This is a genomic window from Thiopseudomonas acetoxidans, assembly GCF_030362935.1.
In the GTDB taxonomy this organism is placed as follows: Bacteria; Pseudomonadota; Gammaproteobacteria; order Pseudomonadales; family Pseudomonadaceae; genus Thiopseudomonas; species Thiopseudomonas acetoxidans.
This window is the reverse complement of record NZ_JAUCDY010000004.1, coordinates 78,785-101,947: the sequence shown is the minus strand read 5'-3', so window position 1 is coordinate 101,947 and position 23,163 is coordinate 78,785. Positions and strand designations below refer to the sequence as shown.

Below are 23,163 nucleotides of genomic sequence, written 5' to 3'. Positions count from 1 at the left end.
CCGATAAATTTAAGGCAGTACCCAGTCCAATTCATGGTGCGCCGCAAAGGCTTCCGGGTGTAAATACTCTCCTCTTAACAGGGGCTGCTCAAGCCAACTCCAGTTGATGTTAAAGGCTGGGTATTCATTTTTTATCGCATCCGCCAAAATCGTGCTGCAATACAGATGCTGCTTATCACGCGCAGCTAGCACAAACGGCTTGCCCAGCTCAGCCAAGAGACTGCGGCTTATATTTTGACGCTGCTCAGCGCTTAAAAACTGTGGCCGCGCTACAGCAACACGCTTGGCTAATTTCACATCGGTAAACTGCTGCCAAGTAGAGAGTAATACTTGATTGCTGAGCGCTTGTAGATCATCGGTGGTTGCATGGAGTATTTGTATTTCTGGCTCAACCTCAACCACCATGCCGATATGGGAAAAATCACCTGCACCAAAGCTGGCAATCAAATAGCTTTCCAACGAGGTTCCTTGCCGAAAGACCCAGTCACCCACAGCAAGCGCCGGCGTATCTGTTATGCCAGTCGAGTCAGCGTTATCACGAGCAACGGCTAAGCCGTTTAACAGCAGCCAGCTAAGTAAAAGAAAACATAAAAAAAGCCATCTATGTCTTACCCAGATGGCTTTTTTATTATTCGGCAAACAATGCATTACAGCTTAACTTTCCAACCATCCTTAGTGCTGATCAGGTTAACGCTTTCTTCTTCGCTCGTGCCGTTTTTAAATTCCAACTTAACCGCAACAGAGGCCATTTTCTTATCACTGCTGTATTTGGTAGTGGTGGACTTAATGGATTTAACACCACCAGCCAACTCAGCTGCAGCGGATGCGGCTTTAAGCATTTCGCTCATTTTGCCCTTCATCATATTGAACTGCTGTTTTTCTTCTTCAGTTAAATGAACCACAGCCATAAAGGTTTCAATATCGCCGTTGATCATGGCGCTAACATACTTCTCAGCCACTTTCTCTGGACCTGAGCCCGAAGAACAAGCAAACATAAATACAGCAATGGCCAGTACAAAAAAGTGCTTTACTTTATTCAGATACATGAGGGTTCCCTATTAAATTAATGTGTTAATTTTTCCAAAATCTACCTCAGCGCCGGCCTAAACAAAGCGCCCTGAACAGCACATGGTCTTTAACGGCCTTGCTAATGCATTAGTTAGTCGCGTATAGCTTACACACTTAACTAAGGCAAACCGTTACCAAAAACGATACTGTCATTTTTTTGCGAACTAACTCACAAAAAAAAGGCGGTCACAATACTTAATAGCACTACCACAGCAAAAACCTTGTAGTGGGTGCTAAATAGCGGTCGTTTATTTGATTCGTTCACATCTCTAGTCATAGCTTCCAACTCTGCGGCTCTATCGATTCATTAACGAGCACTCTGCTCAAAAATCACCCCACAAATGCTGCGCTACTGCCATTGCAGCTATGGGTGCTGTTTCTGTTCTTAATACTCTTGGTCCTAGGCTAACCGCCTGAAAACCTTGAGTTAATACCTGTTCAACCTCACCCGCACTTAAACCACCTTCAGGCCCTATTAATAGCGCCAGCGTTTGAGGTGCGGCGTATTGGGCAAAAGGCTGAGCCTGCGGGTGCAACACCAGTTTTAAGTCAGCGTTGAGCTGATCTGCCCAAGTGGCAAGCTTTTCGATTGGATGAATAATAGGGATTTGGCTACGACCACACTGTTCGCACGCACTAATAGCAACTTGCCGCCAATGCTCGAGTCTTTTTTCTGCACGTTCTTTATTTAAACGCACTTCACAGTGCTCGGTGAACAATGGCGTGATGTGTGTGACACCTAGCTCGGTTGCCTTTTGAATTGCCCAATCCATGCGCTCACCCTTGGAGAGCCCTTGGCCCAGGTGCACCTTTAAGGGTGATTCTGCTAAACCCGCTATTTTTTCAGTGAGTTGCACAGTTACAGATTTTTTACCCACCCGTGTTAGCTTGGCTAAAAACTCATCGCCACTGCCATCAAAAACCTGTATCCGAGCGCCAACATCCAAACGTAATACTCTGGCCATATAATGTGCAGTTTGCTCTGGCAGTTCGTGCTCGCCCAAACTAAGTGGCTGCGCCACATAGAAACGCTGATACCCCATGTCGCCCACTCGTATGCAATTAAAAACCGTGAAACCATAGCAGATTCCATGGCGGCTCGACCATAGCGCTGGTGTGATATGTGGATGTGTGATGAGTTATAGCAGGTTGCGGCTATGTGTTAGGTGGGTTTCTACAGGTTTACAAGCAACTTCCTTGCCGCCAACACTGAGCCAAGTTTTAAGCCAGTCTCCTATTGAAGCGTAGCTTCTGTGCGAGGTGGACTATACAACCAGCTCAGGCGGTACTGGAGAATCCTTCGCGCAAGAGTTGCGCTCCCACAGAAGCTGAGCCTGCGCGCCAGCTGGCTATAAAATTGCCGGACGTCTACTTAGTGCGCAAGCTCATCATGTTCGATTACATCGCCCTCATGTTCCATGGATTCATGCTCATGTCCTGCATCTTCTTGGCCATGCATCATCTGCATTTTGTCACCGTGTTCAGCCGCGTGCTCATGGCCCGCTTGAGCGATTTCTTTCAGTACCGCCAAATCAATTTGCTCAAAACTTATTACACGTCCACCACGATCATGCGCCAGCTTTTCAGCCGCTGCTTTATCGCTGTAGGACACTAACGAGGGTCCCATAGCGCCAAGCATGTCAGAACCCACAACATACCAAGCTTTGCGTGCATCGATTAAGTGCTCATCTTCTGGCGTATCCCAATGTGTTTTAGCCATATCATGCACATAAATCTGCGCTTGCAGGGTTTTGTTTTCTGGCTGCAACCACCAGCTAAACATATCCACAGTAGAGCAAAATTTATGTGTTTCGCCATTTTGCTTATTGATTGACTGACCTTTTGCGCCCGGCCATTCGGTAATCAACATACCGCATACATGGCACTCATCGCCCGCATGAAAGGCGACCGGATCAGTGCTCACTTGTGGTTTATTTTCTTCTGTACAAGCAGTTAACCACAGCGCTGTGAAAAGTACTGCGCCAAAACCTAATGCTTTTTTTATTGTTTCTTTCATGGGTACAACTCCTTTAATTATTTTAAGCCGCTCGCTTAGTCAAGCGCCAATGTGCTAAACCCAGTACTACGCCAGCCCAAACCACCAAACATAACCACAACGCTAACTGACCAACCGGCAAGTCACTAGCCAATGCCATAACTCCAAGCCCCTGACCGCCAGCTTCAAAACCACCCAGATTAATCAAACGGTAAATATCGGTAGGGTTAAGCAACAACAACCATGGCAGTAATTCGGGATTAATTCGTCCTTCAGTCACCACCAGCAAGGCTAATAAAGCCAAGTCAAATACCAGTACAAACAAAAACCAAATACCCAGCGCTAACCCTGCCGCGGTAGTTTTTTCCTTTGCTTGGCTGCTCAGTACATAGGCAAAGGCTAAGAATACTAAGCCAAGTAAAGTTGATGAGAAAATAAAGCGACTAAATGCAAACAGTAGCGTGCTGTAGGAGACATCCTGTACCAACAATGCAATCGCCACAGCCGCACTACCAAAACCTATTAAAGTGGCCATACCTAAAATACACCCATGACCAACAAACTTCCCGAGCAACAGTTCGCGGCGAGTCAACGGATAGGTCAGCAGCAACATCAATGTACCGCCTTCTTCCTCGCCGACAATGGCGTCATAGGCTAATAACAAAGCAATTAGTGGCATTAAAAACGTGGCCAAGCTTGCCAAACTGGCAATGGTTGCTGGGATAGAGGTAAAGCCCACCTGCCCTGAAGCAGCGGCACCAAACCAAGCAATACCGACAGCCAACACCGCAAATAACAGACTAATCGCCAACATCCAGCGGTTACGCAAGCCATCACTAAATTCTTTACGAGCAATATGAATTATTTGCTTCATTGCTGTACTCCTGCAATACCCACGGCACCCGCTTTTTCCATGTAGTAAATATAAATATCCTCAAGTGAGGGTGGGCGCACTTCTAAATCGCTGGGCTGCAACTTAAGCAGCTCCTGCACTACACTCAGCTTAGCGGCGGGGTTGACGCTCAGTTCGAGCCAGCCCTGACTTAACGGTCGCTGCGCCTGCACTTCTGGATGTTTAAACTCACCAACAAGGCCTTGCACGCGAATTCGCACCGGTAAACCTGCTTGTTCGCGCAGTTCGTAGAGATTGCCTTCTGCCTCTAAATAACCACGCGCCAGCACAACGGCACGATCGATATAAGACTCCACACCCGGTAAAACGTGTGAACAAATAATAATACTGGTTCCCGAATCTTTAAGCCGGCCAATAAGTCGGTACAGCTCTTGTGTAGCAATAGGGTCAAGCCCCACGGTAGGCTCATCTAAGATTAGTAATTTAGGTTCGCCTAACAGTGCTTGCGCCAAACCTAAACGCTGGCGCATTCCTTTTGAATAGGTTTTCACACGCTTGCTGGCGGCAGCAGTAAGGCCCACTTGCGCCAGCAACGCATCTACCTGTGCAAGCGGTGCATCTTTTAAACGTGCAAAGTGCTGCAACGTTTCACGACCTGTCAGTTGCGGATAAAACATCACGTTTTCAGGTAAAAAACCAATTTGTTGGCGAACTCGAGACTCACTGGCCTCACCACCCAACACCCGCACCTGGCCTGAAGATGCTTGGATTAAACCCAAAATAAGCCGCACCGTGGTGGTTTTTCCTGCACCGTTATGGCCAAACAGCCCCAGCACCTCTCCGGCACGTAATTGCCAATTCATATCGTGCAGCACCTGCAAGTCGCCATAGCTTTGCTGCACCTGTTTGAGTTCTACCACTACAGTCATTGTTGTGTTCCTTGTGACGCTGTCGGCAACCTTTGTGGTGGTCGCATTAACGGATAACTATCTTGCACGCCTGGATATTTCACCACGGGAAACGCCCGCTGCACCCAACGTAGCAGTTCAATACTAGGGCTGTGCATTAGCAAGCGTACTTGCGGATAAGTCCACAGCAATCGGTCTACGTTATCGTTAGGTTCATAGGGCACATCGCCTATGCCATCGTCATTACGATCCCAGCCTAAATAGTCGCTCCAGTAGTTGCCACGACCTTCATGTGACCATTCCTGATAACGAATGGCGACATATTTAACCTGCTGTTGGTTATTGATAAAGGCATTGTCGTAAATCTTGTTATCCTCAGAACCTGCGGTGAGATGCACACCCAAGGCGCTGTTGACAAAAGAGTTACCCGACACGGTATTAAACAGGGAGTTATAAATAAACAGCCCTTTACCTTCGGCACCGCTGATATGTACACCATCTCCAGAACCGGGCTGCACATCGGTGGCATAATTATTCTGGATAGTTGAATTAATGATGTAATTGAGTAGCACGCCATAGTTCTGGTCGTGGTCAGAGCGGTTGTTAAGCACAGTTAACTGGCGGCTTTGCATCAGTGCGTAGCCTGTACGCGTGCGCGTGGTGCTGTTATTGGTTACATGGTTGCGATTGGAAAACATGTAGTGAATGCCGTAACGCATATCACGCAAATTATTGCCGTCGATAATATTGTCGTTGGAGGCTTCGATATAAATCCCATCGCGCACATGCCAAATTTCATTGCCTTGAATAGTGGCATCACGTACTGCAAATAAATGGATGCCGTTGCCACGGTCTTGGGTACGCAGATTGTCATCGCCCTGGACTTGGTTGCGGATAATGCTTACGTCTCTAGTAGCATCAACCCAGAGCCCAAAACCTTGCCCTTTTAAGGAGTTCTCTACTATGTTTGCATTTCTTGCCGTGCGTTCGACAAAAACACCTGCTTCCATATTGGTGAGGTTGCTCCCCCAGTTTTCAATCTGGCATTTTTTAAGTGTTACATCATGGGCACGGATGTTGATTGCGTTTTTATGTCCATTTGCATTGAAGATCGCACCTGCGGCGCATTCAAGTTGAATGGGAACATCAATGACAAAGTTGCCGTGGTACACACCAGCCGGCAAGCGCCATACATGCTCATTAATTTGTTCTATAGGAAGTGTTGTTATAGAGATGAGACTTGTGTCTGCTTCAGGTGCTGCTTGAATCGCATGAAGCTGTAAATGATTGGCTGCTTCTGGAACGTCTGGAACGTCTGGAACTTGCGCTGCTATAGCCATGCTGGTCGCAAAGAAAGCGACAAAGCAAATCACAGTATGAATGAAACGTTTGACACCCATGCACAAGCCTTACTTGGTTAAAAATAAAAACCATGCGCCCCCATTAAGGAGCGCATGGATTATTCCAGCTTACTTAGCTGGTTTTACATACATGCGTCCAACCATTTCCATGTGAAGTGCATGGCAGAACCAGTTACAGTAATACCAGTGGATACCTGGCTTATCAGCAATAAACGTCACTGATGCTGTTTGTTGCGGGCTAATTTCCATGCTCACACCGTGGTTTACCATACAGAAGCCGTGTGAAACGTCTTCGATGATATCCAAGTTGGTAATGATTACAGTTACTTCATCGCCCTGGTTAACGGTGAACTCAGTCATTCCGTAAGATGGAGCGTAAGAGGTCATATAAACCCGTACTTTCTTACCTTCACGAATAACTTTGTTGTCTTTTTCTAGATCAATGCCGTCTTTCTTCGCCATGGCACGCGTTGTAGCAAAGAATGGATCATCACGGTCCCAAACTTTTTTGGTCTTGATCTGATCACGACGCGCCATAATACAGTCATGCGGCTCAGCAAAGGTAGGGCCATCATGTACTAGCTTCATCACATCACCAGAAATATCAATTAACTGATCGTTTTCTGCGTGTAACGGGCCAACCGGCAAGAAACGGTCTTTAGAGAACTTACTCAATACCACCAACCACTTACCGTCTGCTTCGCGAGACTCAGTCAGAGAAGCATGGTTATGACCTGGCTGGTAGTGTACATCGAGTTTTTGCTTGATGTAGTTAACTTTTTTACCGTTGTATGCCTGAACAGCTTCTTCGATGTTCCACTTCACTACCTGGCTATCAATAAACAGCGTGGTGTACGCATTACCGCGACCATCAAAGGTGGTGTGTAACGGCCCTAAGCCTAACTCTGGCTCACCAACAACTACATCACGCTCGTCTTTGAGCTTGTCGTTAAACAGGTCGTCCAGTCTATCAATTGCAATAATAGTACAGGTTGGAGATAGCTTACCGTTGGCAATAAAGTACTTACCATCTGGTGAAGTATTCAAACCGTGGGGGTTTTTAGGAGTAGGAATATAACGGGTTACACGAGAGTTTTTGCCGTCTTTTTTACGACCATCAACAACAGGAACTTTAGAGTCGCCAAGGGTAATAAAATTACCTTTTTTAATTTCTTCTTCAATGCGTGGAATATTGAAAACAGTTACCCAGTCACGCTCATTACGCATCATACCTGCAAGATCAGTCGCAGCTTCTGAGTTGTAGCAGGTAGCAGCAGCGTACTTACCTGTGTAACACGCATCAGTGTTATCGAGGTTACCGTCGACAATTACCTGCCATGCTACTTCCATGGTTTCCGCATCAACTGCGTTATACATGGTGTACTTGTTGGATTTATCCCAGTTTGCAAAATCAGTTTTACCGTCATTTGGGTGCGGAATAATAAATTCAGCGTTACAGAATACGTACTTTGTGTGAGGTACTTTCTGCAAACGTAAACCGTGAATTGCCTGTACGTTTGGAATGGTGGTGATCTTGTCACACTTCATAATGTCCAAGCGAATACGTGCAACACGGCTGTTAGCTTTATCGTTAATGAACAGGTACTTACCATCATACTTACCATCGGTCATGGAAATATGTGGGTGGTGAGAGTCACCGTTTAAGAACTTCGCGCTATCACCAAGCACTTCTCTACTTTCGTTGGTTAAGCCCCAACCAGTAGCAGAACAGGTATTAAATACTGGAATACGCATCAACTCACGCATGGATGGAATACCCAATACGCGAACTTCACCCGAGTGACCGCCACTCCAGAAACCATAATACTCATCAAGTTCACCTGGTCCTACATGAACTTTATTTTGTGAATCCTTTACCGCTGCAGCCCATGACTCGCGTGTCATTACTGAACTACCCAGAGCTGTAGCACCAGCTAAGGTGGCGCCTGTTACTGCAGTGGCGCCGAGAAATCCACGGCGACTAAGGCCTGTTTTCTCAACTTCTGTTGTTTTTTTATCACTCATGACAGACTTTCTCCTAAATTAAACCCTTACTCTTCTAAGTCAGGGCGAAACATCCAGCTGTACGGCTGGAATGATTTGCGGCTCCTCAGGAGCAGCTTTATTACGTTGGCGGCGTTTCTTTTTTGCCACCAACGGCGGGCATCGGTCGTCGTTGTAGTAGGTAACCTGACAATCCAGACAGTGGTGACACTCGTTGGCATTAATATGTCCATCTGGGTGAATCGCCTGCACCTCACACTCAACGGCACATAACTGACAAGGCGTACCGCACTCTTTGCGACGCTTAAGCCAGTCGAACAAACGTAATTGTGTTGGTATCGCCAAAGCTGCTCCTAAAGGACAGATGTAGCGGCAATACACTTTGCGGGTAAAGATATTGATTACCAATAAAACAACAGCATAGAGAACGAAACCCCACTCACGCACAAAATGCAGCGTAATAGCGGTCTTGAATGGCTCAACCTCAGCATATTTTTCTGCCGTGGCAATGGAGTCAAGTGACAATCCGAACAGAGCCAGCAAGATAATGTACTTCACCGCCCATAAGCGCTCGTGCACAGCCCAAGGCAACTCATACTGCTTAACTTTTAACTTGCGTGCGGCTTCATTAATCAATTCCTGCAGGGCACCAAAAGGACAGAGCCAGCCACAGAATACTCCACGACCCCAGAGCAGAATACTCACCGCCACAAAGCTCCACATAATAAATATCACGGGATCAATCAGAAACGTCTCCCACCTAAAGTCACCCATAAATGAGTGCACAAAGGTAAACACGTTAACCACTGAGATTTGACCCAAGGCATACCAGCCAATAAACACCACAGTGAAGGTCAAGTAAGCGATTCGGATTGTGTGCAGTAAACCCGGACGACGCGCTAGGAAGTCCTGCATAAATAAGACTGCTACCAGTACAATCAGCGCTATTGAGATAATCGATATTTGGAAGCTTTTTTGATACCAAACACTCAGCCACAGCGGACGATTAGCTTCATCAATAGCGGCCTGCTCTGAAGCGGTTAAAGCCGGTCGATCAATGTATTCTTCAGGTAGCTGGTAGCCCAGTTCAAAGCTGGTAAAAATACTGTCTACGGGACCGGTTTGACGGCGCACCAACAGCTCAAAGCTTAGAGGGCTGCCCGGGTCCACGGCGTATTGTGAGCGCGCAATAAAAATACCCATCTCAGTAAAATTTGGCATGCCTTGCGCATACACATCACTGAGACGGAAGAAATCCAAGTCTCTAAAGCTGATAACTTCACCAAACTGACGCATCTGGATACGGTCGAAAATACCGCCACGCACATAACCCGAGCCTTTAAATGAGTAGTCACCATTAGCCACAACCATCATGGCATGATCACCCTCGTTAAGCTCTTCCATAATCGCTTGGTATTGCTTGTCGCCCAAAATGTTGCGGCCAATGGTTGGCACTGTTAAGTCCGCTAAATACAGATCAATAAAGGGTGTATCTCGTTGATCCTCAGCAACCGCCTCAACACCTTCAGCTTCCGTACCGATAAAAGCATCATCAACCTGACCATGGTTGAGCAGCATACGTCTCACTGAACCGTCACCGGTCAGCGTATGCCAATCTGATGGTCTGAAATAGTCTTTGAGGATAGTAGCGGGCTTAGATTTAATCTCGCTGTGTGCTTCAACCAGACCCAGCGACACTGCAACTCGGTGTGCAGCACGCATGACGATCTCGTTAACCACCATTACCGTAACCGTTGCGCCACTTACTGCATCAATAGTTACCGCTGTTTCATCTTTGGTACGCCCGATAACTACGCGCTGCTCAACATTAATTCCTTGATATTTAGCTGCAAAATCGTGCAGTTTTTGCTCAGGAATACCAATGAGTAGAATAGGTTCGTCATGATGCAATACGTAAGCGTCAAGGATGGTGCCATCTAAACCTAGCACCACCTGCATATTGATAGGCTTGCCCGAGTAGGCAGGGATATTAACGACATTGATACTTTCGAATGCGTAGCCCTGTAATTCGTCGCCTTTTTTTAGCGTTCTTACGCCGAACTCTTCTGCCGGCTCTGAAATAACGTTCACTTCAGGCAGCACTGTAGCAATACGCTGCCTCTCTAACGGGCTCAGTGGCTGGGCAAGTGCCAAGCTTGTCCAAAACATTAACAACCAAATCCAGAAGCTTTGGCGTAAGTATTTAATTCCTGCGCTTTGGGGTGCCGCAACCGTCATAGCTTTCCTGCCTTATCATTTGTAACTTAATTCATACTAACCCAGCCTATGTGTGTGCGGCGCATGATCGCAATCAATTTATTTTTTTATTAGTTTACAAAGAATGAAATCTTTGAAACTCGCACCTCACTCAATCCCCCCTACTGGCGCTACGCCTTTTTAGCATGCAATACACTGATCCATGACAGCACTTGTCCAGATGCGAGCATCAATACTGCCTAACCCAGCAAAGAAGACTGCGACAATTCGCTATAATCATGATGGCACAATACCTGCATGGTTATCTGGCAGTTAAAATTTTGACTCTGGTTCACACACCTGTCTGCCTATAGCACGTGACCAAAACCAACTCTAATAATTATTGGGTGCCACTATGAAAAAATATATTTCCGACGTCATACAGGCCATTTTGCGTGGCATAGGGATTCGCAGCCTTGATAAGCAATTTTTGTTTTCGTATTCACTTATTGCCATTTTCACTGTTGTTGTAGCTGCACACCTATTAATCTCTCACAGCGATGATGCGACCAGCATAAATGTGGCGGGGGCACAGCGAATGCTTAGCCAAAAAGCGGCTAAAGAGGCGCTGCTTACAGGCGCAGGCTTAGAGCAAAAAGCCACAGTGCTCGCCACCCTGAAGCAGTTTGATGACGCTCACCAAGCTTTGTTAGCAGGTAATAAAGAGCGCGGCATGAGCGCCATTACTGACCCTGAGGTTGTTGCGCAACTTAAAAAAGTGGAGCACCTCTGGCAAGACTACAAACAATCCATCATCAATTACGTAGAGCAACACAACCCTGAGTATCTAAGCGCAATTCACGAACGCTCACCCATAGTTCTAAAAGAAATGAACGCCGCAGTAATGATGATGGAAACCTTAGCGCAAGCTGACGCCAAACAACAACTCTATGTAGCCTTTGGCTCCACCGTTATTATTTTAATCCTCGTCACCTTTGGACGAATTTTCGGTATGAGTGTGCTTATGAATCAGGTGCACAGATTACGAGAACACCTTTACTCAGTTGGAGCAGGCGATTTTTCCCACACGCTTGAAATTGACCGCTTAGATAACGAAGTAGGGCAAATGTTCACGGCCTATAACGATATGGTGACCCATATTGGCAAACTGGTCGGCGGCGTTATGCAAGCAACAGCCGAAGTAAGCACAACTATTGATGGTGTTGCGCAACGACTAGAGCAAACCGCGCGCGGTGTTCAATCCCAGCACAGCGAAATCGACCAAGTAGCCACAGCCATGAATGAAATGGCGGCCACCGTGCAAGAAGTTGCTCACAATACTGTGTTGACCGCCGAAGCAGCTGAACAAGCGCAATTAGAAGCACAAAACGGCCGTCAAATAGTTACGCAAACTATCCGCAGCATTAGAGAGCTGGCCGATAAAGTCGAACAAGGCTCTGCAGCCATGCAACTGCTACAACAGGATAGTCATGAAGTAGGTCAGGTCATGCAGGTGATTAGCGCCATTGCCGAACAAACCAACTTACTGGCATTAAACGCTGCCATTGAAGCTGCACGTGCTGGCGAACAGGGCCGTGGTTTTGCTGTAGTAGCCGACGAAGTACGTACACTGGCGCAGCGTACCCAGCAGTCTACTGAAAACATTCGTACCATTATTGAACGCTTACAAAACCAATCACGTCGAGCAGCTGACTTAATGGCAGAAAGCCAGGAACAAACACAGGCCACGATCGACGATACGACCGCAGCTGATAGCGCACTGGATAACATTGTGCAGTCTGTTACTTCGATTACTGAAATGAGCACCCAAATTGCTACAGCTGCAGAAGAACAAAGTCAGGTGGCAGCTGAAATGGATAGCTCGATTACCAACATCACTGGCATTGCTGAAAAAACCAGTATTGACGCCAACGATACTGTTACAGCTACCGCACAGATTCATGAGCAGATGGATAGACTGCGCACGTTGACCGCCCACTTCCGCTCCAACGTAAAAGGGGTTGATTTAACCGCCGCAAAAACTGCCCACGTCGCTTGGAAAGGTCGGTTGCGCGCCTACCTTGATAACAAAGGCAGCCTGACGCGCGCCGAAGCAACTTCGCACAAGGATTGCGCTCTGGGCAAGTGGTATTTCGGCGAAGGGTTAAAACAGTATGGACACTTGCCTGAAATGAAAAACCTAGATGCTCCGCACGCCGAACTGCACAGTATAATCAGACAAATTATTGAGCTGCGTGAAAGTAACAAGCTTGTAGAGGCTGAACAGCTGTACCAGCAAATTGAGCCGTTATCTGAAAAGGTTGTTCATCTACTAGGACAGATTGAACAAAAGAGCAAATAAGGACTAAGGAGCCTCTAAATAACACCCGTTTTTCGGGTGCGACGTAAAATCCTCCATGCATCCCAACTATAAACTGCCAGTGCGGCCCAAATAAAGGCGAAACTAAGCCAGGCACTGGCAGTGAAGGGTTCTCCGAACAACAGCACCGCCAATAATAAAAGCACCGTGGGGGTGATGTACTGCAAAAAAGCTATGGTCGAATACGGCAGGTGTTTAGCCGCACCATTAAAGGACAGCAGCGGTAATAGCGTTATAGGTCCTGCCGCTGCCAACCATAGCATCTCTTTACTGCCCCAAAATCCAGGCTGTGCTGCCACCGCTTCCGGGCTTAACCACAGCCAAATCAAAGCAGCGGGCAACAGCATCCAGGTCTCAACCACCAACCCAGGCAAAGCTGCCACAGGTGCTTGCTTGCGGATCAATCCATAAAGACCAAAAGAAAAAGCTAAAATTAATGCAATCCACGGCACTGTACCCAGTTGCCAAATTTGCACGCTGACACCTAGGCCAGCAAGTCCCAAAGCCATCCACTGCATGCGCCTTAGGCTTTCGCGCAAAAACACCAGCGCCAGCATCACATTCACCAGCGGATTAATGTAATACCCCAAACTGGCCTCTACCATATGCTCGTTGTGTACCGCCCATACATAGGTCAACCAGTTGCTGGCGATTAAGCAGCCTGACAGCACCAAAGCCAGCAAACGCTTAGGGTGTTTAATTAATTCATTTAACCAGCCGGGGTGACGCCAAATCAGCAATAAAAAAGCGCCGAAAATTGCAGACCAAATAATACGGTGCATCACTACTTCAATCGCTGGAGTCCCTTCAAGCGTCTTAAAGTACAAAGGAAACATACCCCACACGCAGTAAGCCGTAAGGCCAAGCACATAACCACGACGGGGATTCACTGTTGGATTCATTTACTGTTAGCCTGCTATTAAAAGCGCATTTTACACGGTTCTTGTTTTGCCGTCTTTAGACTCTACACGTTAGCTCAACACAGGTGCAGCAGCTAGGGTTCGCATGCGGCTGTATGATAGCGGCCCAAAGTCACAGCCTATTGGAATCATAGCCTGCTGTGATAACGTATTTGTCACCGTTTATCAGTCAGGAATCTCCAAATGTCGCGCAACTCCATCCAGCTTGCTTTACTCGCAACCACCAGTTTGGTGTTGGTACTAATCATTATTTACGCAGCCGCCAACATCAAATCACCCAGCCCTGATCAGCACAACGAAGAGTTGCGTGCTGCCGGCATCATCGCTTTGCCCAAACCTAGAGACATTCCCACACTAAGCTTTGACAGCAGCAACAACGAGCCTATTGTCACAACCGAGCTTAAAGATAAATGGTATTTGGTTTATTTCGGCTATACCTATTGCCCAGATATTTGCCCAACCAGCCTCGCTGAAATGCGACAAATACACCGCTTGCTCACACCCCAAGCACAGCAACAGGTTGAATTTATTATGGTGAGCGTCGACCCTAATCGCGATACGCCCCAGCAACTCAGAGCTTATCTTAATTTTTTCCATCCAGACTTTAAGGGGTTTACAGGAGATATGACGGATGTGCAAAAATTTAGTAACGCGCTGGGTATTCCCTTTATTCCCGGCGATACCAATCAACCCGGTTACACGGTCGATCACAGCGGCAATTTAGCTATTATCAGTCCGGCGGGACAACACTTTGGTTTTGTCCAAGCGCCGTTCAAAATAGAACAAGTAGCGCAGCAATTTAACCGGCTTGTGCAGCAAGCAAAGTAACAGCGATTACCACACTCATCGCCACAGGCCAGCCATACATAATCATGCGCCAACGCACGGACGCGTGGCGCAACTCCATAAAGCCATCAATAATCACCCCGGATTTTACAACGGCGATGACTAAAATTGCTGCCAATTGCAGCGCCAGTGTGCTTTGTTGTGCGCCCCAGTATACGGTCGCCATAGTGGCCAGCATGAGCACGACCCAGCAGACCAACAAAACCACTTCGTTGCTTTTTTGCTTCATGCCGTTAACCCAATAAATAAACCAGCGGGAAGATAATCACCCAGACTAGATCCACCATATGCCAGTACATTACTCCTGACTCCATCCCTGCGTGTTCTTGTGCGTTATAGACATTTTTCCAGCAGCGCCAGCTCAAAAAACTCAGCACTGTTAGACCTAATAGCACATGCAGAAAGTGAAAAGCCGTGGTCAACCAATACAGAGTGAAAAACGTATTGTATTCAAGATCAAAACCAAGACTGGCCAAGTGGCTGTATTCGCTGATTTTCAGCACAACATAAACCATGCCGCTGGCAATAGCAGCTATCAGCAACAGACTGCCTTGCCGTGCTTTGTTTTTGCGCGCGCGTTCAACCGCCAACGCTGCTAAAAAACCAGAGCTCAACAAACCTGCGGTCATCGCAAAGCCGGTCGAGCTGTCCAGCTGTGCGCGCCCAAGCGTAAACATCTCAGGCTTAAGTAGTTGCGTAATACTGAAAGCAAGAATGAATAACGTAAAAGCTGCCAATTCGGCTAGGATAAAAATCCACATAGCCAAATCACCCGGCAGCTTATGTTTCGGTTGTTCAGTCAACGTGAAAGTGGACATCGACTACATCCATGAGTGCGGCAACAGTTTGTGCGTCATCGGTTAGAGGCTCAGCCAAACAGGCCATGCATGCTTGGCGTACAGGCAAGCCTGCTTTAATCATACGCGCGGTAAAAATTAACAACCTTGTCGAGGCAACCTCTTCCAAGTCATGGTTTTCGAGACGTCGAATCGCATGACCTAACCGCACCAATTGAGCGGCTAGTTTCTCATCGACTCCGGCCTCGGTGGCCACAATATGGACTTCTTGCTCAAAGCTAGGGTAGTCAAAGCGCATTGCTACAAAGCGCTGTCTGGTACTAGGTTTCATACCCTTAAGCAGATTTTGATACCCGGGGTTATACGACACCACCAGCATAAAATTGTCGGGAGCACGTAAACTTTCGCCGGTACGCTCAATAAAGAGCTCGCGACGGTCATCCGCCAATGGGTGCAGCACTACCGTTGTATCCTGCCGTGCTTCCACCACCTCGTCCAAATAACAAATACCGCCTTCACGTACGGCTCGTGTCAATGGACCATCCTGCCACCAGGTTCCGTCGGCACCTATTAAATGCCTGCCTACCAAATCTGTAGCACTTAAGTCGTCATGACAGGCAACTGTGTACAGGGGTAAGTTGAGAGCGTGGGCCATGTACTGGACAAAGCGCGTTTTACCGCAGCCTGTAGGTCCTTTAATTAAGACCGGAAGCTGATGTTGCCAAGCTTGACGGAAAATCTCTTCTTCGTTGGTTATATTTTGATAATAGGGAGTTGTTTCAATTATTGCGCTGGATTGTTCTTGCATAACCATATCCTACTGCTTGACTGGGTTTTAGACAGCTTAACTACCTTGTCACTCTATAGACAATTAAAGAGCGCAGTTAACTTGATTGCCATCAAGGGTGATTGTTTAGCCTTTCTTTAGCATTATTGTCAACATGGTTAGCAAGCTACCCAAACTACAAAACACCCATACAAGAACAGTTACCCTAACAATAAGATTTTCGCACCACTCGCAGAGTTCTGTTGAAATTCACTGTTAAAATTAAAAACATGCAGAACTCAAAAGGAGACAAAGCATGACAATGAGAACGACCGCAGCACGCACTAGCCTTCTCGCTATCGCTTCAGTACTAAGCCTTGCAGTTGCCAGTGCCCATGCACAAACCAAAGTTGACGATCCGCAAGCGGCCTATCAATCCGCTGCAATCACAGAGATCAGCGACGGTAAGATCATCCGTACCGCTGGCGCACCCAACCTATCTGACGCTGAATTTGAGCGTGCACGTGAAATCTACTTCCAGCGCTGTGCTGGTTGTCACGGCGTGCTACGTAAAGGCGCTACAGGTAAACCATTAACACCCGACATTACGCAAGCCCGGGGTCAACAGTACCTTGAGGCGCTGATCACCTACGGCTCACCGGCTGGTATGCCTAACTGGGGTACTTCTGGTGAGCTAACCAATGAGCAAATCACGCTCATGGCCAATTATATTCAGCATACACCGCCTACTCCACCTGAGTGGGGCATGCCGGAAATGAAGAATTCTTGGAAGATCATTGTTCCGCCAGAGAAGCGTCCTAAGAAGCAGATGAACAAGCTCAACCTACCGAACCTGTTCTCAGTAACACTGCGCGACGATGGTAAAATTGCACTTATCGATGGTGACACCAAAAAAATTGTTAAAACCATTGAGACAGGCTATGCCGTGCATATTTCTCGTATGTCAGCCTCAGGCCGATACATGTTCGTTATTGGCCGTGATGCCCGTATCGACATGATTGACCTATGGATGAAGAGTCCAAGCATCGTTGCCACCATTAAAGTGGGTATCGAAGCACGCTCTGTAGAAACCTCCAAATTCGCAGGTTACGAAGATAAGTACGCTATTGCTGGCGCATACTGGCCACCCCAGTACACCATCATGGACGGTGAAACCCTTGAGCCATTACAGATTGTCTCCACGCGCGGCATGACTGTAACCACTCAAGAATATCACCCAGAGCCCCGAGTAGCTGCGATCATTGCCTCACACGAGCACCCGGAGTTCATTGTTAACGTAAAAGAAACTGGCCGTATTTTGCTGGTGAATTACGAAGACATTGAGAACCTGACAGTGACCAGTATTGGTGCCAACCTGTTCCTGCACGATGGGGGTTGGGATAGTTCTCACCGCTACTTTATGACGGCAGCGAACGAGTCTAACCAAATTGCCGTGATTGACTCTAAAGAGCGTAATCTGGCTGCTCTGATTGATGTGGGCAAGATTCCTCACCCAGGTCGTGGCGCAAACTTTGTCCACCCTGAGTTCGGTCCTGTGTGGGCGACCAGCCACCTAGGTGATGAAACCATCAGCCTGATAGGCACCGATCCTGTGGGCCATCCACAGCATGCTTGGAAAGTAGTGCAAACGCTGAAAGGTCAAGGCGGTGGTTCTTTGTTTATCAAGACTCACCCAAAATCAACCAACCTGTACTTAGACACTACCTTTAACCCTGATGCCAAAATCAGCCAAACAGCCGCTGTATTTGATATCAACAACCTCGCTGCCGGCTACAAAGTTTTGCCAATTGCCGAGTGGGCTAATATTGATGGTGGCGTACAGCGCGTGCTACAGCCCGAGTACAACGAGGCCGGTGATGAAGTTTGGTTCTCTATCTGGAGCCAGCAGGATGAAGTTTCCGCAATCGTAGTTGTGGATGACAAAACCTTAAAACTGAAAAAAGTGATCAAAGATAAGCGTTTGATTACACCAACGGGTAAATTTAACGTAAACAATACACAACACGACGTTTACTAAGTAAACTACAGTTGCGGGCTCCTTTGAGTCCGCAACTATAATAGCTTTGAGGATATATGATGAAAAAACTATTAATTCCTTTGTTTTCCGTAGCAGCTCTTGCCTCTTTCCAGACCGCAGTAGCTGTTGATAACGCTGCTGCAGAAGCACTTTTTTCTGCAAAAGCATGTGTTGCTTGTCATGCTGCTGACAGAAAACTGGTTGGCCCTTCTTACCAAGAAGTTGCAGAAAAGCGTGGCGATGATGTTGCAACTGTTGCACAGAACATCATCAGCGGTAGCACCGGTGTATACGGCCCTATTCCAATGCCACCAAACGCTGTTACTGAAGAAGAAGCAACTATTCTTGCTGAGTGGGTTCTCTCACACAAATAGTCTGCTAAGGAGACGTCATGCGGTACTTAAGCAAACGCAAGTGCGCTATTATTTTCCTCGTGGCGTCCTTCCTTTTTCCACTTACCAGTCATGCAGAATCCATTTCTGCAGAACGACAAGCCACATTAAAACATCTCCTTATTCAAGACTGCGGGTCCTGCCACGGTCTGCGCATGAAGGGCGGTTTAGGCCCAGCACTCACTCCTGATGATATTGCCGACAAACCTAAAGAAGGTTTAGTGGCCACCATCATTCATGGCCGTCCCGGCACAGCGATGCCACCTTGGGCCGCCTTACTCACCGACCAAGAAGCCACATGGTTGATTGACCAGCTTTTACAGGGAGTTTCACCATGAGAAAACGCCTGTGTATTACTCCTTTATTTGCGCTGGCGCTTAGCGCCTGCAGTTTAATAAGTGTGCAAGAAGAACCGCGCGGTACTGGAGATTTGGGCGTAGTTATTGAGCGCGCTGCCGGTAATGTTCTTATTGTTGAACACACCAACAACCAAGCCATTGCTCGCGTCGAAGGTTTAGGTGATTTATCACACGCCTCGGTCGTTTTTTCACGCGATGAACGCTACGCCTATGTCTTTGGCCGTGATGGCGGCTTGACCAAAGTGGACCTGCTTAAACAGCGTATTGATAAGCGCATTATTCAAGGCGGTAACAGTATTGGCGGTGCTATAAGCCAAGACGGTCGCCTCATCGCGGTGGGCAACTATGAGCCCGGCGGCGTTAAAATATTTACAGCTGACACCCTAGAACTGGTGGCTGATATTCCAGCGACGGCTCTTGCCGATGGCAGCAAAAACTCGCGCGTGGTCGGCATGGTTGATGCTCCCGGACAAAAATTTTTAGTCAGCCTATTTGATACCGGAGAAATCTGGATTATCGACTTTAGCGATAGCGCTGCTGACGCACCAACCGTTTCCCGCTTTACCGATATTGGCAAGCAACCCTACGACTCTATGCTCACGCCTGAAGGGCGCTACTACATTGCTGGCTTGTTTGGCGAAGACGGTCTAGCGATGCTGGATTTATGGAATCCAGAGCAGGGCGTAACGCGTATTTTAGACGGCTACGGCAAGGGGAATGTGCCACTACCTGTGTATAAAATGCCTCACCTAGAGGGCTGGACCGTTGCAGACAACCAAGCCTTTGTCCCTGGCGTGGGTCATCACCAAGTTTTGGTGATTGATACGCAAACCTGGCAACAAAGCAAAGCGATTGAGATGGTTGGGCAGCCTGTATTTGTAATGGCACGACCTGATGCACGACAGATTTGGGTTAACTTTGCTTACCCCGACAACCAGTACGTGCAGGTGATTGACAGCCAAACTAAAGAAGTCATCAAAACCATTGAGCCGGGTCCAGGCGTGCTGCATATGGAGTTTACTCCACGCGGCGAACATATCTGGATTTCTGTGCGCGATCGCAACGAGGTGCAGGTCTGGGATACCCAGACATTGGAACATCTTTACACCCTCGAAGCCGACAACCCTAGCGGCATTTTCTTTACTAACCGAGCCCATCGTATTGGCCTCTAAGGGTTAAACATGGACGAACTCACTCAACGCCTGCTGGATCGTTTCCAGCATGGCGTACCTATTTGTGCCACCCCCTATCAAGCCATGGCTAATGCGCTCAACTGCAGTGAAGCCGATATCTTGTTGCGCTTAGAACAACTGCAACAACTAGGCGCTTTATCCCGCGTTGGTCCCGTCATTGAACACAGCAAAGCGGGTGCCAGTTCATTAGTCGCCTTAGCCGTCCCCGAGCCACGCATAGAAAGCGTCGCTGAGTACATCAACCAGCTGCCAGAAGTGAATCACAACTACCTGCGTGAACATGAATACAACCTATGGTTTGTCCTTACCGGACCTAGTCGCGACCATCTGGATGTAATTTTACAGCGCATCGAGCATGACACTGGTTTGGCTCCACTGGATTTACCCATGCTCACGCCCTACCGCATCGACTTGGGTTTTTCCTTGTTTAGTAATTCGCAGGTGCCGCTATGACACAAGCATTATCCGCCAGCCAAGCGCAACAACTACTGGCACTGCTGGAACAAGGACTGCCTTTGGTCTCTCGCCCATACCAAGCACTGGCCGAACAGGTTCAGGTCAGCGAAGCGCAGGTAATTGCCAAGGTGAAAGACTGGCAAGAGCAAGGCTTGTTTCGTCGTTTCGGCATAGTGGTCAAACACCGAGCACTGGGTATTAACGCTAACTGCATGCTGGTACTGGATGTTGCTGATGGACAGGTTGACGAAATAGGCGCTCAGCTCGCACAAGCCCCCGGAGTGAACCTGTGTTACAGACGACCACGACGCGATAATTGGAATTACAATTTATTTTGCATGGTGCATGGCCGCTGTCGTGAAGCCGTTACCGAGCATGTGTACCAGCTGTTACGACAGTTTGATTTAACTGAACGCCCACACCATTTACTGTTCAGCACACGCGCCTTTAAACAACGCGGCGCGCGCTACACGATGCCCGAGGTTAACCATGGTTGAATTAGATGAATTTGATCGCCGCTTACTTAATCGCATGCAACATGGTCTGCCTTTAGTGCGCCATCCTTGGCAGGCACTAAGTGTCGAACTAGAAGCCAGCGAAGAACGCATCCGCCAACGTCTGCAAGAGCTGCTGGATGACGGCACTCTAACCCGCTTTGGTCCCATGTTTGATATTGAACAGCTTGGCGGTGCTTTTACCCTTGCGGCAATGCGCGTACCCGAAGAGCAATTTGATACGGTCACTGAACAACTCAACAACATTCCCGCCGTCGCCCATAACTATCAGCGTGAGCATGACTACAACATGTGGTTTGTGCTGGCGACCGCAACGCCAGAGGGCATCACCGAGACCATAGAGCACATCGAACAGCTGACCGGCCTGACCGTACTCAACCTACCCAAAGAGAAAACCTATCATGTCGGATTGCATTTCCCCCTCTGATCAGCAATTAGCGCAACGCTTAATCGCCCTGACCGAAGCCGGCATGCCATTGGTTGCCGATCCTTGGGCGTGGTTAGCTGAACGTATGCAGCTTGAGGTGGATGACACCCTAGCCTTATTGCAGCGCCTACAAGCCAGCGGCGCTATTCGCCGCATCGCTGCCGTACCCAACCACTATCGTTTGGGTTACACCTTTAACGGTATGACGGTTTGGGAAGTGGACGAAGCAGAGATTGATCGCCTCGGTCAAGAAGTGGGCAACTTCCATTTTGTCAGCCATTGTTACCGCCGACCCCGGCGTGAAAACTGGAATTACAACCTTTTTGCTATGGTGCATGGTACCAACGCTGAACAAATTGAACATGAGCGCAAACTTATTCGCGATCATTTAGGCAAGCATTGCCGCGCTGATACGATGCTGGTTAGTAGTAAAATTCTTAAGAAAACTGGGCTGCGGATTCATAGTAAGCCCAAGGAGTAGCCGCCATGATGCGCATCAGTACCTATCTACGTGCCATTGCAGGTCAAGCCCCCGAACCACGGGCAGCCAAACCCGGCAGCACTCGTCCTCCTGTAGTTATTTGGAACACGCTACGCCGCTGCAACCTGACCTGTAAGCACTGTTACTCCACCTCCGCCGATATAGATTTTAAAGGTGAGCTGGATACTGCTGAAGCGCTGGATGTGATTGACCAGTTGCACGAGGCGGGCGTTAAGGTATTGGTTTTAAGTGGCGGCGAGCCTTTGATGCGCCCCGATATCTTCCAGCTGGCTGAACGCGCACGTCAGTACGGTTTTTATACTGCACTGTCCACCAATGGCACGCTGATTAACGAAACCAACATTGACCAAATCGCCGATGCAGACTTTGACTATGTCGGTATCAGCATTGATGGTTTGCCCGAGATTCATGATGAGTTTCGTCGCATGAAAGGTGGTTTTGCCGCCGCCATGCATGGCGTGAAACTGTGCCGTGAAAAAGATCTGCGTGTGGGTCTGCGTACCACGCTAACCCAGTTTAACTTCCCGCAGCTGCCCGACTTGCTCGACCTAATGCGCGAATACGATGTGCAGAAATACTACCTCTCGCACTTAAATTACAGCGGGCGCGGTAAGCGCAATCACGGGGTAGATGCCCACCGTAACATGACCCGCCAAGCCATGACGCAAGTTTTTGAACGCGCTTGGGAAGACGTACAAAATGGCATTGAAACCGATTTTGTTAGCGGCAATAACGATGCCGATGGCGTGCTGTTACTGCAGTGGATCACGGCCAACATGCCAGAGCACCGCGAACAAATGGAGCGCATGCTGCTCGCTTGGGGCGGTAATGCGTCCGGCGCTGGTATTGCCAATATCGACAATCTTGGCTTAGTGCACCCCGACACCTACTGGTGGCAAGAGACCGTGGGCAATGTACGCAAACAACGCTTTGCCGATATCTGGTTGAACAAACCTGATCCTTTATTAGTTGAACTGCGCCAGCACCCGCGCCCGATTAAAGGTCGTTGCGGTCAGTGCCAGTGGTTGTCTATCTGTAATGGCAACACCCGGACCCGAGCTTGGGCTGGTGGCGATATGTGGGCAGAAGACCCTGGCTGTTATTTAACCGATGCTGAAATTGGTTTGCCTCAGCCAGAGCTAATCCAAGCGATGCCGGTAAACTAATGCTAAGTACTACGCCGTAA

The 23,163-nt window shown here is 48.1% G+C and carries 24 protein-coding genes; 11 read left to right on the top strand and 13 right to left on the bottom strand.

Features of this window, described 5'->3' with window-relative positions; translation table 11 throughout:
- Positions 1–9: 9 nt before the first annotated feature.
- The 9 genes from QEZ41_RS04870 to nosR all read right to left on the bottom strand — a co-directional run bounded on the left by QEZ41_RS04870 (position 10) and on the right by nosR (position 10,428).
- Positions 10–648, bottom strand: coding sequence for a YiiX/YebB-like N1pC/P60 family cysteine hydrolase (locus QEZ41_RS04870; RefSeq protein WP_289410265.1), 639 nt, complete (start codon positions 646–648; stop codon positions 10–12).
- Complete coding sequence (locus QEZ41_RS04865) at positions 648–1,046, bottom strand: DUF4878 domain-containing protein (RefSeq protein ID WP_289410264.1); 399 nt, start codon at positions 1,044–1,046, stop codon at positions 648–650. The genes QEZ41_RS04870 and QEZ41_RS04865 overlap by 1 nt, the downstream gene beginning before the upstream one ends.
- Before the next feature lie 345 nt (positions 1,047–1,391).
- Complete coding sequence (locus QEZ41_RS04860; RefSeq protein WP_289410263.1) at positions 1,392–2,111, bottom strand: 16S rRNA (uracil(1498)-N(3))-methyltransferase; 720 nt, start codon at positions 2,109–2,111, stop codon at positions 1,392–1,394.
- A 329-nt stretch (positions 2,112–2,440) separates the two neighbouring features.
- Positions 2,441–3,085 (bottom strand): nitrous oxide reductase accessory protein NosL, encoded by a 645-nt coding sequence (locus QEZ41_RS04855; protein ID WP_289410262.1) that lies wholly within the window; start codon positions 3,083–3,085, stop codon positions 2,441–2,443.
- Positions 3,086–3,107: 22 nt separating this feature from the next.
- Positions 3,108–3,938, bottom strand: a complete 831-nt coding sequence (locus tag QEZ41_RS04850) for an ABC transporter permease (protein WP_289410260.1) — start codon at positions 3,936–3,938, stop codon at positions 3,108–3,110.
- Positions 3,935–4,846 carry an ABC transporter ATP-binding protein gene (locus QEZ41_RS04845; RefSeq protein ID WP_289410259.1) on the bottom strand — a complete coding sequence of 304 codons (912 nt, stop codon included), beginning with the start codon at positions 4,844–4,846 and terminating at the stop codon, positions 3,935–3,937. The genes QEZ41_RS04850 and QEZ41_RS04845 overlap by 4 nt, the downstream gene beginning before the upstream one ends.
- The gene (locus tag QEZ41_RS04840; RefSeq protein WP_289410258.1) at positions 4,843–6,225 is read right to left on the bottom strand and encodes a nitrous oxide reductase family maturation protein NosD; all 1,383 of its coding nucleotides are present in this window, start codon (positions 6,223–6,225) and stop codon (positions 4,843–4,845) included. The genes QEZ41_RS04845 and QEZ41_RS04840 overlap by 4 nt, the downstream gene beginning before the upstream one ends.
- Before the next feature lie 69 nt (positions 6,226–6,294).
- The gene (gene nosZ / locus QEZ41_RS04835; protein WP_289410256.1) at positions 6,295–8,211 is read right to left on the bottom strand and encodes a TAT-dependent nitrous-oxide reductase; all 1,917 of its coding nucleotides are present in this window, start codon (positions 8,209–8,211) and stop codon (positions 6,295–6,297) included.
- A gap of 39 nt (positions 8,212–8,250) precedes the next feature.
- Positions 8,251–10,428, bottom strand: coding sequence for a transcriptional regulator NosR (gene nosR / locus QEZ41_RS04830; protein ID WP_434556792.1), 2,178 nt, complete (start codon positions 10,426–10,428; stop codon positions 8,251–8,253).
- A 373-nt stretch (positions 10,429–10,801) separates the two neighbouring features.
- Between nosR and QEZ41_RS04825 the strand changes: the two genes are divergently transcribed.
- Positions 10,802–12,748 carry a methyl-accepting chemotaxis protein gene (locus QEZ41_RS04825; RefSeq protein WP_289410255.1) on the top strand — a complete coding sequence of 649 codons (1,947 nt, stop codon included), beginning with the start codon at positions 10,802–10,804 and terminating at the stop codon, positions 12,746–12,748.
- A 14-nt stretch (positions 12,749–12,762) separates the two neighbouring features.
- Here the strand turns inward: QEZ41_RS04825 and rarD are convergent, their stop codons facing one another.
- Positions 12,763–13,668, bottom strand: a complete 906-nt coding sequence (rarD, locus tag QEZ41_RS04820) for an EamA family transporter RarD (protein ID WP_289410254.1) — start codon at positions 13,666–13,668, stop codon at positions 12,763–12,765.
- A 201-nt stretch (positions 13,669–13,869) separates the two neighbouring features.
- On the opposite strand from rarD, the gene QEZ41_RS04815 reads away from it, so the two are divergent.
- Positions 13,870–14,514 (top strand): SCO family protein, encoded by a 645-nt coding sequence (locus QEZ41_RS04815; protein WP_289410253.1) that lies wholly within the window; start codon positions 13,870–13,872, stop codon positions 14,512–14,514.
- Here QEZ41_RS04815 and QEZ41_RS04810 read toward each other — a convergent pair.
- From QEZ41_RS04810 to QEZ41_RS04800, 3 genes are read right to left on the bottom strand one after another with little or no spacing between them, the layout of a single operon-like run.
- The gene (locus tag QEZ41_RS04810; RefSeq protein WP_289410252.1) at positions 14,486–14,761 is read right to left on the bottom strand and encodes a cytochrome C oxidase subunit IV family protein; all 276 of its coding nucleotides are present in this window, start codon (positions 14,759–14,761) and stop codon (positions 14,486–14,488) included. The genes QEZ41_RS04815 and QEZ41_RS04810 overlap by 29 nt on opposite strands.
- 4 nt (positions 14,762–14,765) lie before the next feature.
- Complete coding sequence (locus tag QEZ41_RS04805; RefSeq protein WP_289410251.1) at positions 14,766–15,350, bottom strand: cytochrome c oxidase subunit 3 family protein; 585 nt, start codon at positions 15,348–15,350, stop codon at positions 14,766–14,768.
- Positions 15,328–16,137, bottom strand: coding sequence for a CbbQ/NirQ/NorQ/GpvN family protein (locus QEZ41_RS04800; RefSeq protein ID WP_434556791.1), 810 nt, complete (start codon positions 16,135–16,137; stop codon positions 15,328–15,330). Before QEZ41_RS04800 ends, QEZ41_RS04805 begins: the two co-directional genes overlap by 23 nt.
- 280 nt (positions 16,138–16,417) lie before the next feature.
- Between QEZ41_RS04800 and QEZ41_RS04795 the strand changes: the two genes are divergently transcribed.
- Genes QEZ41_RS04795 through nirJ form a run of 9 tightly spaced genes read left to right on the top strand, consistent with a single transcriptional unit; the run spans position 16,418 to position 23,143 of the window.
- Entirely contained in the window at positions 16,418–18,133 is a 1,716-nt protein-coding gene (locus QEZ41_RS04795; RefSeq protein WP_289410358.1) for a nitrite reductase, read from the top strand.
- A gap of 59 nt (positions 18,134–18,192) precedes the next feature.
- Entirely contained in the window at positions 18,193–18,507 is a 315-nt protein-coding gene (locus QEZ41_RS04790) for a c-type cytochrome (protein ID WP_289410249.1), read from the top strand.
- A gap of 17 nt (positions 18,508–18,524) precedes the next feature.
- Positions 18,525–18,863 carry a c-type cytochrome gene (locus QEZ41_RS04785; protein ID WP_289410248.1) on the top strand — a complete coding sequence of 113 codons (339 nt, stop codon included), beginning with the start codon at positions 18,525–18,527 and terminating at the stop codon, positions 18,861–18,863.
- Positions 18,860–20,056 (top strand): cytochrome D1 domain-containing protein, encoded by a 1,197-nt coding sequence (locus QEZ41_RS04780; protein ID WP_289410247.1) that lies wholly within the window; start codon positions 18,860–18,862, stop codon positions 20,054–20,056. The genes QEZ41_RS04785 and QEZ41_RS04780 overlap by 4 nt, the downstream gene beginning before the upstream one ends.
- A 9-nt stretch (positions 20,057–20,065) precedes the next feature.
- On the top strand, positions 20,066–20,530 hold the full coding sequence (locus tag QEZ41_RS04775) for an Lrp/AsnC family transcriptional regulator (RefSeq protein WP_289410246.1): 465 nt from the start codon (positions 20,066–20,068) through the stop codon (positions 20,528–20,530).
- A complete protein-coding gene (gene ahbB / locus QEZ41_RS04770) occupies positions 20,527–21,030 on the top strand; it encodes a siroheme decarboxylase subunit beta (RefSeq protein WP_289410245.1) in 504 nt (167 codons plus the stop codon). Before QEZ41_RS04775 ends, ahbB (QEZ41_RS04770) begins: the two co-directional genes overlap by 4 nt.
- A complete protein-coding gene (locus tag QEZ41_RS04765) occupies positions 21,023–21,475 on the top strand; it encodes an Lrp/AsnC family transcriptional regulator (RefSeq protein WP_289410244.1) in 453 nt (150 codons plus the stop codon). Before ahbB (QEZ41_RS04770) ends, QEZ41_RS04765 begins: the two co-directional genes overlap by 8 nt.
- Positions 21,450–21,956, top strand: a complete 507-nt coding sequence (gene ahbB / locus QEZ41_RS04760; protein WP_289410243.1) for a siroheme decarboxylase subunit beta — start codon at positions 21,450–21,452, stop codon at positions 21,954–21,956. The genes QEZ41_RS04765 and ahbB (QEZ41_RS04760) overlap by 26 nt, the downstream gene beginning before the upstream one ends.
- 5 nt (positions 21,957–21,961) lie before the next feature.
- Positions 21,962–23,143 carry a heme d1 biosynthesis radical SAM protein NirJ gene (nirJ, locus tag QEZ41_RS04755; protein ID WP_289410242.1) on the top strand — a complete coding sequence of 394 codons (1,182 nt, stop codon included), beginning with the start codon at positions 21,962–21,964 and terminating at the stop codon, positions 23,141–23,143.
- Positions 23,144–23,163 lie beyond the last annotated feature (20 nt).